General features: G+C 72.0%; 13 protein-coding genes and 1 pseudogene. 5 read left to right on the top strand and 9 right to left on the bottom strand.

Annotated features, from left to right (window positions below):
* Nucleotides 1–47 precede the first annotated feature (47 nt).
* Nucleotides 48–725 carry a PAS domain-containing protein gene (locus tag ABZ027_RS31115; protein ID WP_356774076.1) on the top strand — a complete coding sequence of 226 codons (678 nt, stop codon included), beginning with the start codon at nt 48–50 and terminating at the stop codon, nt 723–725.
* A gap of 182 nt (nt 726–907) precedes the next feature.
* Here ABZ027_RS31115 and ABZ027_RS31110 read toward each other — a convergent pair.
* Nucleotides 908–1,762, bottom strand: a pseudogene (locus ABZ027_RS31110) (DUF3626 domain-containing protein); the annotation flags it as partial.
* A gap of 82 nt (nt 1,763–1,844) precedes the next feature.
* Between ABZ027_RS31110 and ABZ027_RS31105 the strand changes: the two are divergent.
* The 3 genes from ABZ027_RS31105 (at nt 1,845) to ABZ027_RS31095 (ending at nt 5,061) form a co-directional block, all read left to right on the top strand.
* Nucleotides 1,845–2,339, top strand: coding sequence for an FBP domain-containing protein (locus ABZ027_RS31105; protein ID WP_356774074.1), 495 nt, complete (start codon nt 1,845–1,847; stop codon nt 2,337–2,339).
* Between the two features lie 146 nt (nt 2,340–2,485).
* Nucleotides 2,486–3,712, top strand: a complete 1,227-nt coding sequence (locus ABZ027_RS31100; protein WP_356774072.1) for an aromatic acid exporter family protein — start codon at nt 2,486–2,488, stop codon at nt 3,710–3,712.
* 155 nt (nt 3,713–3,867) lie between these two features.
* Nucleotides 3,868–5,061 (top strand): lactonase family protein, encoded by a 1,194-nt coding sequence (locus ABZ027_RS31095; RefSeq protein WP_356774070.1) that lies wholly within the window; start codon nt 3,868–3,870, stop codon nt 5,059–5,061.
* On the opposite strand, the gene ABZ027_RS31090 is transcribed toward ABZ027_RS31095, so the two are convergent.
* On the bottom strand, nt 5,029–5,751 hold the full coding sequence (locus ABZ027_RS31090) for a DUF2470 domain-containing protein (RefSeq protein ID WP_356774068.1): 723 nt from the start codon (nt 5,749–5,751) through the stop codon (nt 5,029–5,031). The genes ABZ027_RS31095 and ABZ027_RS31090 overlap by 33 nt on opposite strands.
* 139 nt (nt 5,752–5,890) lie before the next feature.
* Entirely contained in the window at nt 5,891–6,499 is a 609-nt protein-coding gene (locus tag ABZ027_RS31085) for a TetR/AcrR family transcriptional regulator (RefSeq protein WP_356774066.1), read from the bottom strand.
* A gap of 107 nt (nt 6,500–6,606) precedes the next feature.
* Between ABZ027_RS31085 and ABZ027_RS31080 the strand changes: the two genes are divergently transcribed.
* Entirely contained in the window at nt 6,607–8,217 is a 1,611-nt protein-coding gene (locus tag ABZ027_RS31080) for a cytochrome P450 (protein ID WP_356774064.1), read from the top strand.
* Here the strand turns inward: ABZ027_RS31080 and ABZ027_RS31075 are convergent.
* From ABZ027_RS31075 to ABZ027_RS31050, 6 genes are all read right to left on the bottom strand, one after another.
* Nucleotides 8,179–9,009 (bottom strand): pentapeptide repeat-containing protein, encoded by an 831-nt coding sequence (locus ABZ027_RS31075; RefSeq protein WP_356774062.1) that lies wholly within the window; start codon nt 9,007–9,009, stop codon nt 8,179–8,181. The genes ABZ027_RS31080 and ABZ027_RS31075 overlap by 39 nt on opposite strands.
* Before the next feature lie 107 nt (nt 9,010–9,116).
* Nucleotides 9,117–10,016 carry an RNA polymerase sigma factor SigJ gene (gene sigJ, locus ABZ027_RS31070; RefSeq protein ID WP_356774060.1) on the bottom strand — a complete coding sequence of 300 codons (900 nt, stop codon included), beginning with the start codon at nt 10,014–10,016 and terminating at the stop codon, nt 9,117–9,119.
* A 101-nt stretch (nt 10,017–10,117) separates the two neighbouring features.
* Nucleotides 10,118–10,861: a PIG-L deacetylase family protein gene (locus ABZ027_RS31065; RefSeq protein WP_356774058.1), complete on the bottom strand. Its 744-nt coding sequence runs from the start codon at nt 10,859–10,861 to the stop codon at nt 10,118–10,120.
* A gap of 73 nt (nt 10,862–10,934) precedes the next feature.
* On the bottom strand, nt 10,935–11,960 hold the full coding sequence (locus ABZ027_RS31060) for a LacI family DNA-binding transcriptional regulator (RefSeq protein WP_356774056.1): 1,026 nt from the start codon (nt 11,958–11,960) through the stop codon (nt 10,935–10,937).
* 79 nt (nt 11,961–12,039) lie between these two features.
* Nucleotides 12,040–13,464 (bottom strand): BNR repeat-containing protein, encoded by a 1,425-nt coding sequence (locus ABZ027_RS31055; protein WP_356774054.1) that lies wholly within the window; start codon nt 13,462–13,464, stop codon nt 12,040–12,042.
* A gap of 16 nt (nt 13,465–13,480) precedes the next feature.
* The gene (locus ABZ027_RS31050; RefSeq protein ID WP_356774052.1) at nt 13,481–13,801 is read right to left on the bottom strand and encodes an L-rhamnose mutarotase; all 321 of its coding nucleotides are present in this window, start codon (nt 13,799–13,801) and stop codon (nt 13,481–13,483) included.
* Nucleotides 13,802–13,814: the final 13 nt, after the last annotated feature.

Raw genomic sequence — 13,814 nt, 5'->3', positions numbered from 1 at the left:
CGCGGACTTCGGGGCGGTGCGCGTCGGCACCGAGGCGGGAGGCGTGGGTGGATACGGACCGGCGGGAAGCCGTGGTGTGGCGCAACCGCGCCCTGATGCTCTTTGACCGGGTGTCGATGCCGGTCGCGGTGTGTGACGTCTACGGCGCCGTCCTGCTCGCCAATCCGGCGATGGCGGCCGAGTGCGGTACGACTCCGGGGCGGTTGCGCGGCCGTGAGGTGCTGGAGCTGTTCCGGCCGCAGGAGGTGACCCAGGTGGACCGGATCGCGCAGGCGCTGCGGCTGCGGCACCGGTCGCGCTACCAGGTGTCGGTGCGCTGGGAGGCGCCCGGCGGCGACGAGCGGTACGGGGAGCTGACCGCGGATCCGGTGAGCGACACCGTCGAGGAGACGCCCGCCCTGCTGGTGATGCTGCGGGTCCGTGGCGGGCGTGCGCACCGTGCCGAGGAACCCGTGCGGGTGACCGCGACGGAGGCCCGGATCCTGGCGCTGCTGGCCGGCGGTGCGACCACGGCCCGGGCGGCCCGCGAGACGGGCCTGACGACCGACGGCGTCACGTATCACCTGCGGCGCCTGTCCGCGCGCTGGGGCGCGGGCAACCGTACGGAACTGGTCGCCCGCGCCTATGCGCTGGGGGTGCTGGCCCCGGGGGTCTGGCCGCCGGCGCCTGCCGCGGAGTCCTCGAAGGCCGGCGCCTCCTCCGCGGACCCCAGGCCCACGGAATAGGCCGAGGTCTCGCGGAGGGCGACGTCCGGGGAAGGGGGCGGGGCCCCGGCGACACGGTCGGCAGCGACCTCAGCCACCCTTCCGTCCGCTCCCCCGTCCGGTCCTCCGTCCGCACCCTCGTCCGGTCCTCCGCCTGCACCCCCCGATCCTCCGTCCGCTCCCCCGTCCGCACCCCTGGAGCAGGCCGTTCCGGCGCCTTCCGGGGCGCCGAAGCGGGCGAGGGTGTGCCACACCATCTTCAGGTCCTGGAGTTCGTGGCGCCCGGTGCGGGCCGCGTCGCCGATGATCCGCGGGTCGATGCGCCCGTCCTCGGCGATCCGGGCGCCAAGGTCGACGTACTCGCGGCCACGGTAGTCGGCGTGGCGGTACAGGTCGGCCGTGGTGAGGCGGTATCCGGGGTGCCACTCGACGGGGCAGGGCAGCAGTCGGGCCGCCGTCTCGACGGGTGTGCCGCGGTAACTCGCGTCGAGGACGAGCGCCTCGACGTCCCGACGCAGGACGACCCCGGCGTGGACCTGGGCCTCTATGTAGTCGTTGAGAGCGTCCTGGTCGTCCGCCTCGGCCAGCGCGATCAGGGACATCCGGGCCGCGATCCCGAAGTCGCCCGGCTCGGCCGCGCTGTCCGGGTAGCAGAAGGTGGTCCGGGTGAGCAGCTCAGGTCTGAGCCGGAAGTGCGAGGAGCCGAAGCGCGGGGCGGCGCCGACCACCTGGCGGCGGAAGTTCAGCGCGCCGTACACGGGGCGCTCGGCGGCGGCCGCGTCGTCGTAGGCGCCCCCGAAGATACGGCTCTCCCACCGATGGCGGTCGCCGCCCGGGCGTGCGGTGAGGCCGCCGTTGCTGGTGCCGGTGACGAACTGCGAGTGGTACGCGCCGTCCTCGGCCAGCGCGCGCAGGATGGGCAGCCCCCGCACCAGCCGGTCCGGGTGGAAGTTCAGCGTGACGCGCGGACCGGGGCCGAGGCCCGGCCCCTGGGAGAGAGCCGCCACATGGAGCAGCGCGGCCCGCGCCCGCGGTGGTCCGACGTCCCGGAAATCCATTGGCCTCTCCCGAATGTGCCTGAGTACTGTAGCCGCTAACCTAGCCACCCTAGGTTTTACCGAGATCCCCAGGAGACACCTCATGAGATCACTCACCGAGCAGGACATCCGCACCTCGTTCGTCAACTGCTCGAAGGGGGAGGCCAAACGCCTGGCCACGCCCCGGGAGCTCGACGAACTCCCCTGGGATCACCTGGACTTCCTGGGCTGGCGGGATCCGGGCGCGCCCGACCGCAGCTATCTGGTCACCGAACGGGACGGGACACTCGTCGGCGTGACGCTGCGGTTCCCGTCCTCGCGACGGGGGTTTCTGCACCGCAGCATGTGTTCCCTGTGCCTGACCACCCACCCCGGGGGCGGAGTCTCCCTGATGACGGCCCGCAAGGCCGGCCCGGCGGGCCGCGAGGGCAACTCCGTCGGCTTGTACATGTGCACCGACCTGGCCTGTTCCCTGTATGTGCGGGGCAAGAAGGTCCCGGGCGGCGGGTCGCGACTGGAGGAGAGCCTCACCGTGGCGCAGCAGATCGCCCGCACGACGGACAACCTGTCCGCCTTCCTGGACAAGCTCTACGAATGAGGCGCCGCCACCCCCGTACCGACGTTCCGGCCGCGCCGCAGCCGTACGGCACACTGTGGTAGCGGAACGACAACCTTCGCTTTCTTGCGGACAGTTCCGGTCCAATACGTACCTCCGGTACATATGCGAAAGGGAACAGCGCGAGGATGCGAGATGTACGTGAGTGGACGGCGTCCCTCGTGCGGGTCGACAAGCTGCGGGACCCGGTGGTCGTCCGGGCACTGCGGTCGGCCGCCGCGGCGACGGTCGCCTATGTCATCGCATTGCGCCTCAGCCCGGAGGCCGCGCCGCTCACCGCACCGCTGACCGCGCTGCTGGTCGTCCAGGTCACGCTGTACTCCACGCTCACCACCGGTATCCGCCGGGTGAACTCCGTGGTGGCCGGGGTCCTGGTCGCCATCGCCTTCAGTCTGCTGGTGGGGCTGACCTGGTGGAGTCTCGGGCTGCTGATCGTGGCGGCGCTCGCCGTCGGGCATCTGGTGCGGGTCGACGAGTTCGTGAACGAGGTGGCGATCAGCGCGATGCTGGTACTCGGCGTCACCACCGTCGGGGACACGGCGTGGGCGCGCGTACTGGAGACGCTGATCGGCGCGGTCGTCGGGCTCGGCTGCAACCTGCTGCTCGCTCCCCCGGTGTGGGTGGGCGAGGCCGGGGAGTCGATCGAGGGGCTGGCCCGCCGGGTCAGACAGCTGATGCTGCGCATGGGCGAGGAGGCCGCGGGCATGACGCCCGTCGAGCACGCGACGGAGCGGCTGCACGAGGCGCGCCGCCTCGATCACGACATCGTCGAGGTGGACGCGGCCCTGCGGCAGGCCGAGGACAGCCTGCGGTTCAATCCCCGGGTGCGCGAGGGACTGCTGCACCGGGTGGTGCTGCGTACGGGGCTGGACACCCTGGAGATCTGCACGGTCGTGCTGCGGGTACTCGCGCGCACCTTCACCGACCTCGCGAAGAAGCGCGACCCCGACCCGCTGTTCGCACCGGCGACCGGTGCCGCCGTGGAACGGCTGCTGTCGGAGATCGCCGACGCCGTGGTCAGCTTCGCGGTGCTGGTCACCACGCCGGTGAGCCTGAACGCGGACGCGGCGGAAGCCCGGCTGACCGCCGAACTACGGCAGGCCGCGGCCACCCGCGACAAGCTGGCGCAGCTGCTCCTGGAAGAGGTCCAGCGCGACGCGAGCCAGTGGCAGCTGCAGGGCGCGGTACTGACCGAGGTGAACCGCATCCTCGACGAACTGGACACCGAGCACCGCTCGCGCCGACTGCTGGAGGAACTGGACCGTACCGCCCGCGAGCAGCGGGAACGCATGCCGCGACTCACCCGGCTGCGGGAGAGCCTGCGGGTGCCCGAGCAGCTGCGTCGCGACCGCTAGGTTCGTTCGGATCAGGCCGCTCTCCGGCCCAAGACCGGCAGGCCTGGCGTACCGCCGCGCCCCGTGCGATGCCAGGTGCCGTTGTTGCGCCTGACAGGTGATCCACGTCAAGGTGACTGTCACGGCCCGAACGAACGAGAACCTGAGGTGGAGACATGGACCGGGGCGGCTGGACCAGGCGGCGCTTCGTCGGTGCCCTGACCGGGACGGCCGCCGGAGCGGCGCTGCCCGCCTGCGGCACCGAGCCGGGACCTGATGCCGCCTCCGCTCACGAGGCGAGCCCCAGTGCCTCACCCGCACCGAGCACGACCCCGCGTCCCACCGGGCCCCGGCCTCTGTACCTCGGCACCTACACCACGGTCGACGGCGGCGGCACGGGTATCGGCCTCGCCACCTACGACGCCGACAGCGGCCGCATCAAGCGGACCGGGACCATCACCCGGGTGGCCGACCCGTCGTACCTCGCCGCGCACCCGGACGGCCGCACCCTGTACGCGGTGAACGAGCGCGACGACGGCGCGGTGACCGCCGTACGACTGGCCGACCGCACGATCCTGGCGGTCCGGAGCACGGGCGGGGCGGGGCCCTGCCATCTGTCCGTGCATCCGGGCGGGCGCTGGCTGCTGAGCGCGAACTACGGCTCCGGCAGCGTGGCCGTGCATCCCATCGACGCCTCGGGCTCGCTCGGCGAGCGCACCGACCTGGTCACGCACTCCAGTCCGGCGCCCGGGCCGGGCCAACAGGGCCCGCACGCGCACCAGTTCATCACGAGTCCGGACGGCGGTCATGTGCTCGCCGTCGACCTGGGCACGGACACCGTGTACACCTACCGGCTGGACGAGCGCACCGGAAAGCTCACCGAGGTCGCGCAGGCCCACACCCGTCCCGGCGCCGGGCCGCGCCACCTCACGTTCCATCCCAAGGGCCGGTACGCGTACCTGGCGAACGAGGTCGACAACACGGTCGCGGTCTGCGCCTACGATCCGGACAGCGGCCGCCTCACCGTGGGCGAGGCCCAGTCGACGGGCACCGGCTCCGGCACCAACTACCCGTCGCAGTTCCTGGTGACCTCGAACGGCAGGTACGCCTATCTGGCCAACCGGGGTCACAACAGCCTCACGCGCTACGCGGTGGAGGCCGACGGTGCCCGGCTCAGGCTGCTGGACACGGTGCCGGTGTCCGGCGACTTCCCCCGGCAGATCGCCTTCTCGCCGGACGGGAGGCTGCTGTTCGCGGCGAACCAGAAGTCGTCCACCGTCAGCGTGTTCCAGGTGAACGCGAACGGAGAACTCCGGCTGACGGGCGAGCCGTTCGCCTCACCCGTCGCCGTCTGTGCGCTGCCGCTGTAGAGCCCGCGGGCAGGAGGCGGCGGCCTGGGTGAGCAGGACGTGCATGCGTTCGGTGAGCCGGGTGACGTCGTCGGCGGGCGCGTGGAACGCCAGTCGTACGTCGCCGTGGGAGCGGACGCGCTCGATACGCAGCGTCAGTCCGTGCCGGTCGACCGCCAGGGGCTGTACGCGGACCGCGCCGTGCAGGCTGTCGGGGTCGACGAGACGGGTGAGCCGCTCGACCGCGTCGGCGTGGCAGTCGGCGAGGTGGGTGAGCAGCCGGGCCTCGGCAGTGGCGAGCGGGTCGGGCGCGGCGGCGGCGAACTCGTCGGGGTCGACGACGACCGCGCCCGACGCGCCGCGCAGCACCACGCGCGTGGTCCGGAACGCCAGTCGGCCGTCCTCGGGAACGAACCAGCCGGCCATCCAGAGCCGGGCGCGGATCCGGCTGCGCACCGGGACGGGCGCGGCGTCGGCGAACTCCAGTACGGCCGAGGTCTCGCCGCGGGGCGCGCAGATCGCCGCCGCGAGCAGCCTGCTGTCCTCGGGCGCTTCCAGGAGCACCCGGCCGTCCTCGGTCACGCTGTGCGCGCCGACGAACTCCTCCCGCCCGCCGTCCGCGGTCACCGCGCAGGACCACGCGGCGGCGAGCGCCGATCGGGCCCGTTCCGCCGCGGAAGGCGCGGCTGTCCAGCCCTGGCTGTCACCCATCCGAAACCTCCTAAGGTAAGGCTCACCTAACCTATCGAAGATCGGCGGTGAAGCCAACCAGGGGGCCGTGAGTGAGCCGCGCGCGTTCAAGCATCGGGGGCGCTCTTCAGAGCCTCTCGTCCCCGCACGTCACGTGCGCTCAGGGCGCGAGGACGCCCAGCAGTGCCCGTGCGCACAGGTCCCGCACCTGGTCGTGGGAGAGGTTCGAGCCGCGCAGCCATTCCAGGCAGACGGCGGTGGTGAAGGCCAGCCAGCCGCGGACGGCCAGGGCGAGGTCGGGGCGCGTGTCCAGGAGGGGACCGAACTCGGGGTCCGCGACGAGTGCGGCGAGGATCTGGCGCTCCTGCGCGGCCAGCGCCCGCCGGTAGACCCTGCGTACCGTGCGGTCGCCGGCCGCGTCGGCACGGTGGAAGGCGCGGTAGCCGTGCGCGTGGGCCCTGACGTATTCCAGGTACGTGTCCAGGCCGGCGGTGAGTTGCTCACGGACCGGCATGCCGGGAACGGCCTGTGTCATGCGCAGCATGCGCGCGCTCTCATGCTCGACGACCGCAGCGAAGAAGTCCCGTTTGGTGGGGAAGTAGTGGTAGAGCAGCCCGCGCGAGACGCCCGCGATCTCGGCGACCTGTTCGATCCGGACCTCGTCGTAGGGACTCTCCGAGAACAGTCGCGTGCCCACCGAGAGCAGTTGCCCCCGGCGCTCCTCGGTGCTGAGCCGACGACGCGCGCGCTCGCCCTGTTCCGCGGACATGCCCGCACTTTACTTGACCTCGATTCACCAGCGGGACGAGACTGAGACGCTATTGAACCCGTGTACAACATGGTCGAACCCGCGCCTGGATCAAGGGAGTTGGCGTCATGGCGGATACGAGGACGGGCAACGTGCTGCCGAAGGGATTCCGTGGCGCCGAGCTCGGCTGGCCGAAGCTGCACCGCATCCCGCACCCGCCCCGTCGGCTGCCGCTGCTGGGTGACGTGATCGGCGCGAGCGGGCGCGCACCGCTGCAGGACACCCTCCGCCACGCCCGCCGGCTGGGGCCGATCTTCCGGCGCAAGGCCTTCGGCCGGGAGTTCGTGTTCACCTGGGGCGCGGATCTCGTGACCGACCTGGCGGACGAGTCCCGGTTCGCCAAGCACGTGGGGCTCGGGGTGGCCAATCTGCGGCCGGTGGCCGGGGACGGGCTGTTCACGGCGTACAACCACGAGCCCAACTGGCAGCTGGCGCACGACGTCCTGGCTCCCGGCTTCAACCGGGAGGCCATGGAGGGCTACCACGCGATGATGGTGGCGGTGGCCGGCCGGCTCACCGACCACTGGGACCGCGAGCTGGCCGCGGGCCGGGCGGTGGACGTGCCCGGGGACATGACCAAGCTGACGCTGGAGACGATCGCGCGGACCGGCTTCGGGCACGACTTCGGATCCTTCGAACGCTCCCGCCCGCATCCCTTCGTGACCGCGATGGTGGGCACCCTCACCTACGCGCAGCTCCTCAACACCGTGCCCTCCCCACTGCTGCTGCGGACGGCCGCCCGTCGCAACGAGGCCGACGTCGCCCACCTCAACCGCACGGTGGACGAGCTGATCCGGGCCCGGCGCGCGGGCGGCGGCGGGAGCGGGGACCTGCTGGACCGGATGCTGGACACGGCGCATCCGGAGACCGGGGAACGGCTGTCGACCGAGAACGTCCGGCGCCAGGTCATCACGTTCCTGATCGCGGGCCATGAGACCACCTCCGGCGCGCTCTCCTTCGCCCTGCACTACCTCTCCCGCCACCCCGAGGTCGCTGCCCGCGCCCGTGCCGAGGTGGAGCAGGTGTGGGGCAAGGCCGAGGTGCCCGGCTACGACCAGGTGGCCAAGCTGCGGTATGTGCGCCGGGTGCTGGACGAGTCGCTGCGGCTGTGGCCGACGGCGCCCGCCTTCGCCCGGGAGGCCCGCGAGGACACCGTGCTGGCCGGGGCGCATCCGATGCGGCGGGGCGCGTGGACGCTGGTCCTGCTGCCGATGCTGCACCGGGATCCCTCGGTCTGGGGAGCCGAAGCGGACCGGTTCGACCCGGACCGCTTCGAGGCGAAGGCGATACGGTCCCGGGCGCCCCACACCTACAAACCGTTCGGGACCGGGGCGCGGGCCTGCATAGGCCGGCAGTTCGCGCTGCACGAGGCCACGCTGGTCCTCGGCCTGCTGCTGCGCCGCTACGAGTTCCGGGCCGACCCGGCGTACCGGCTGCGGGTGGCCGAACGGCTCACCCTGATGCCGGAGGGGCTGCGGCTGCGGCTGGAACGGCCGTCCGGCGCGGCGAAGGCCTCGGCCGACGCTCGTGCGTCCGTTGCCGCCGCCTCACCGGAGGACGGGCGGTCTCGCCCCGCCGATGTCTCCCCGGGGGCCCGCCCCCAGGAGGTGTCTCCCGCGGCGGACGGGTCCGAGGCTCCCTCAGGGCCGCGGTGTCCAGTGCACCGGGCGGGTGACTGACCCGGGAAGGCGGGTGCCGGGGCCGCCCCTGGCCGCGTTCAGCTGGGGCTGGGTGAGGAAGAAGGCACCCGTCAGGTCCGCGTCGGTGAGGTCGGTGTCGCGCAGGTCGGCGCCTATCAGGTCCGCCGCGCGCAGGTCGGCGCCGGTGAGGTCGGCGGCGATGAGGTAGGCGCCGCGCAGGTTGGCGCCCCTGAGGTCGGCGCCCTTGAGGCGGGCTCCCATCAGGTCCGCGCCCCGGCGGTTCTTCTTCCGGCCGCCCACGCCTGCCCGTACCAGCTCGCTGGTACGCAACAGCAGGACGTTCACCTCCTGCCGATGCTCCCCCACGTCCAACGCGTCGAGCTCCTCCGGGGTTTGACGGGTGAGCGCCTCGGTCCGCTCCAGTGCCTCGCGCAGGTCGGCGTGGACCGGGCGGGCCGCCGGGAGGGTGAGGGCCTCGGTGAGGTACCAGAGCAGTTCGTGGAGCTGCCGGACGACCGGGAACACGTCGACCATGCGACGGGCCTGCTCGCGCGGGCCGGTGCGCCAGTCCTGGCCGCCGAAGGTGACCTGCGAGACCTTCTGGCCGGCGCCGAAGCAGTCGTAGACCGTGCAGCCGTTGAAGCCCTTCGTCCGCAGTTCGGCGTGGATGCCGCAACGGTGGTCGCCCCGAAGGTTCGGGCAGGGCTTGCCCGCCTCCTTGTCCAAAGCGAAGTCCGCCGAGGCGGCGAACGGCAGGGCGACGCAGCACAGGCCGAAGCACCGCTCGCAGTCGCCACGCAGGTCGGCCCGGTCCGTCAGTTGGTCTCGCATCCCACCAGCGTACTTACCCGCACGTCATGAGCGGCCACCCGCCCGCTCACCCCACCGCGGACCTCCCGGACCACACCCCCGGGCACACCGGCCGGGGCCGCCTGAGCTCAGCCGAGATCGAGGGTGTCCGGCAGATCGAGCTCCGCGAGGCGCTCGGGGTCGGCCAGGATGTACATCTCGACGATCCGGCCGTCGGCGACGGTGGCGCCCATGACCGACTGCAGGCGCCCGTCCGGCGCGTTGACCATGCCGACCGCGCCGTTGACGAGTGCCATCCGGGCGAACGGGGCGAACTGCCGGAACAGCATGGCCTGTTCGGCCACCGCCCGCGCCCCGTGCACCAGCTTCGAGGCGGCCGCGCCGCCGACCAGGGCGCCCGAGTCGACCCGCAGCACGATGTCCGGGTGCAGCACCGCGAGCAGCGCGTCGAAGTCGCCCGCCACGGAGGCCGCCATGAAGGCGTCGACGACCTCACGCTGCCGGCCGAGGTCCCGGTCGGCCGAGACAGTGGCCCCCTGGACGCGACGCCGGGCGCGGCTGGCGAGTTGGCGGGTCGCGGCCGCACCGCGGTCCAGGATCGGGGCGATCTCGTCGAAGGGCACGGCGAACATGTCGTGCAGGACGAACGCGAGCCGCTCGGCGGGCTCCAGCGTCTCCAGGACGATCATGAGGGCGAGACCCACCGAGTCGGCCTGGAGGACCTCCTGTTCCGGGTCGGCCTGGTCCAGGGCCCGGACCAGGGGATCGGGGATGAATGTGTCGTCCAGCGGGTCCTCGCGGCGTGCGGTGCGCGAGCGCAACAGGTCGAGGCAGACCCGGCCGACCACGGTGGTCAGCCAGCCGCCGAGGTTGCGGATCTCCCCCGCGTCGACGCGGCCCAGCTTCAGCCAGGTCTCCTGGACGGCGTCCTCGGCCTCGGCCAGCGAGCCGAGCATCCGGTAGGCCACCGCCCTCAGGTGCCCGCGGTGTTCCTCGAAGCGGTCCGCCAGCAGTTCCGTCCCGTTCACGCCGTCCCCCATACCGTCCCCCCATGTCCAGTCCATTGCCGAGTCGAGGCGTGATGATCCAACCACGTCGGTCTTCTCGTCGACATGCGCCCGGCCCCGGGCTATCGGCCGAACACCTCGAACGCGACAGCCGGCTTCCCGCCGAAGCGCTCTCCGGTCGCGGCGGCGTTACCCGTCAGGAAGCCGCGGGCGTACGTCTCGGGGTCCTCGTCCGTGAGCGCCTCGATGTAGGTGCGGTGTTCCAGCAGCGAGTGCACCGCCCGCTCCAGACCCGGCCCCGCGTCCACGGCGTGCGTGGGCGTGCTGGAGCCCGCGACCGCGACCCAGCGGACGCCGTTCCACGGCCGCAGGCCCTGCTCGCCGAGCTCCGGGAAGATCCAGCGGTTGCCCGCGTCGCCCGCCGCGTCCAGCGTGGCACGCCCGACCGCCACGTGGTCCGGGGTGTTCCAGGCGACCCCTCCCCAGGTGTCCCGGTGGTTGAGGGTGATGACCAGCTCGGGCCGGTGCCTGCGGATCGCGGCGGCGATGTCGCGGCGCAGCGCGGTGCCGTACTCGATGATCCCGTCCCGGTGGTCGAGGAACTCCACCACCGACACACCCACTCGGGCCGCGCTCGCCCGCTGCTCGCGCTCACGCAGCGGGCCGCACTCGGCGGGCTCCAGCGTGTCGATGCCGGCCTCCCCGCGGCTGGCGAGGACGTAGGCGACCTCGCGGCCCGCGTCTGTCCAGGCGGCGATCGCCGCGGAGCAGCCGTACTCGAGGTCGTCCGGGTGCGCCACGACCGCGAGGGCACGGTGCCAGTCGTCGGGCATGGGCTGGAGCTGCGCGGGCTTCGGCTCGGTCATGACCGCAGACTAGTGCGCGCCGACGGCCTCGGCGGGCGACGCCCGTTCAGCGCGCCGAGGGACTCCGACCGGTTCAGCGCGCCGAGAGGCTGGAGCGTCGGACCACCAGTTCGGGCTGGAGCACCACCCGCCGGTGGTCGTGACCGCGTGAGGCGCCCTCCGCCTCCGTCTCCTCCAGGAGGAGTTCGGCGGCCAGGGCGCCCATGGTGACGGCGGGCTGGCGGACCGAGGTGAGCGGGACGGCCGCGGCGGCCGCGAACTCGATGTCGTCGTAGCCGACGATCGCGAGGTCGTCGGGGACCTTGACGCCGGCCGCGTACATGGCCTGCAGGACACCGAGGGCGAGCAGGTCGTTGGCGCAGAACACGGCGGTCGGGCGGTCGGCGAGGCCGAGCAGGCGTGCGCCGGCGTCGCGTCCGGCGGCCACGTCCAGCCGCTCGGTGGGCAGCTCGCGCAGGCACTGGGGGCCGAGGCCCGCCTCGGCGAGCGCGTTCAGGGCGCCGGTACGGCGGTCCCGGACCTGGTTGAGCCCCGGCGGGCCGCTGACGTACGCGAGGGAACGGTGTCCGGCGTCCACGAGGTGGCGCACGGCGAGCGCGCCGCCGGCCACGTCGTCGACGGAGACCGAGCACTCGGTGGTGCCCTCGGCGACCCGGTCGACGAGGACGAAGGGGATGCCGTGGCGGCGGAACGACTCGATGTTGCGTCCGGTCGCGTCGGCCGGCGTCAGCAGCACACCCCGCACCCGCTGCTCGGCGAACAGGGAGAGGTACTCCGCCTCCTCGCCCGGGTTCTGGGCGCTGTTGCAGACCATCACACCGAGTCCGGCCTCCCGCGCGGCCCGCTCGGCACCGCGCGCGACGTCGACGAAGAAGGGGTTGCCCATGTCGAGGACGAGCAGCCCCATGATCCGGCTGCGGCCCGCGCGCAGTTGGCGCGCGGACTCGCTGCGGACGTAACCGAGCCGGTCTATCGCGGAGAGCACCCGGGCCCGGGTCTCGGTGGCGACCGTGTCCGGGCGGTTGATGACGTTCGACACCGTGCCGACGGAGACTCCGGCGGCACGGGCGACGTCCTTTATACCCACCGACTGGGCCATCAGGCAGGGACCTCCACGAGGGTGAGGGGTGGCCGGGAGACCCTCACATTACCGTCATCACACCGCGTATCCGGCCCGGTCACGCGGGGAGTGCGAAGTCGACGACGTGCAGCGCCGACGGGGTCGTGCCGCTCGACTTCTCCTGGTACATGAACGACAGGACGTTGTCGGCCTGGACCCGCCACTCGTCGATCACCACCTCACCGAAGGCGCCCAGGCCGCTGCCGTCGAAGAGGACCTTCCAGTCGGTGTACCCGGAGGCCGCGGACGCTCCGGCGATCCGGCCGAAGGGGAAGATCGCATACGCGTTGTCGTACCTGTCCAGGACCAGCTTGGTGCGCTGGCTGGAGTTCAGCGGGACCGGGATCTCGGTCTTCTGCCAGCTGCCGGAGGCGTTCTTGCGGAGATGGAAGGCGCGGCCGTTCGCGGTGCGGTCGGCGACGTAGTTCGTGGTGCACTGACCGAAGCGGCCGGGGACGTAGCTGATGATGGCGTGCGGCCGGCCGGCCGAGTCGGTGGCCTGGCTCTCCTGGTTCATCAGGGAGTGGTCGGGGTTGAGCGCGTCGACGACGAGGCCCGTGTCGGTGACCGCGACCTTGTCCGAGCCGCCGGTCGTGCCGACCACCGTGCCCGCGTTGTTGCGCCAGGTCCGGCCGCGGTCGTCGGAGTAGACGTAGCCGGTGTCGTGGTTGGTGATGCCGCCACCGTCGCACATCACGGCGCCGTTCTGCTCACGCCAGGTGAAGAAGGTGTGCAGCCGGCCGTTGCGGTCGTAGTCGATGCCGTGCAGGTACATGTTGCGGGCCGTGCTGGAGCCGTGCTCGCTGGTGTAGGTGCCGGTGGAGCTGGACCACTCGCCGAGCGCCGTCCACTTCGAACCGTCGTACTCGGCGAGCGCGTTGCGGCCGTTGCCGGAGATCGCGACCCGGTAGCTGAGCTGGAGCTTGCCCTCGGGGGTCGAGACGAACTGGGGGTAGGTGAACTGTGTGGTGAGCGCGAGTCCGTCGAGCGTCGACTGGGGTGCGCCGAAGCGGGCCGGTGTCCAGCTGAGTCCGGACGGGTTGTCCATCAGCCCGGCCACCGACTTGACGTAGGTGAAGCCGTCGCTGTGCGAGTCCATGTTGAGGTGGAGGCGGCCGTCGACCTTGGAGACACCCATGGAGATGACGTTGTGTGAGTCGTCGGCCTTGAGCGTGTGGCCGACCTGGACGGTGGACCAGGTGCCGCCGCCGAGGACACGACGGGCGACGACGGCATTGCGGTCGGCGGTGTACCAGGCGGCGTACTGGTAGCCCTCGTAGGTGAGCAGCCCGTTCTTCTGGAACGAGTTGTTGTTGACCAGTCCGTCGTACGACACGAAGAAGACGGCCTGGCTGTCCAGGGTGGTCGTGCCGGTCCGTCTGACCGAAGGGCCAGGGTCGGCGGCTCGGGCCGTGCCGGAGGCGAACGCGGGGGTCACCGCGGCTCCGGCGAGGGCGGCGCCCAGCAGGGTGCGTCTCCTCATGTCGGCAACTCCATTGTCAGGCGAGGTGGAACACTTCGGTGAGCGGTTTCATGGCCTCGTCGGGTCGGGCGCCGTCCAGTGACTCGAAGAACGGGGCCATGTCCGCCTGCCAGCGGGCGTTGACGTCGGTGGCCTCCATGCCGGCCACGGCGGCCTGGAAGTCCTCGGTCTCCAGATAGCCGACGAGCAGGCCGTCGTCACGCAGGAAGAGGGAGTAGTTGTGCCATCCGGTGGCCGAGAGAGCTTCGAGCATCTCCGGCCACACGGCGGCATGACGTTCGCGGTACTCGGCGAGCCGGTCCTCACGGACCTTGAGCAGGAAACAGACGCGCTGCATGAAGTACCGCCGC

Origin of the sequence: Streptomyces sp. NPDC006332, from assembly GCF_040612855.1 — a bacterium.
Taxonomy (GTDB): Bacteria; Actinomycetota; Actinomycetes; order Streptomycetales; family Streptomycetaceae; genus Streptomyces.
Note: the sequence above shows the minus strand (reverse complement) of the source record. Positions and strands in the feature narration are given on the sequence as shown.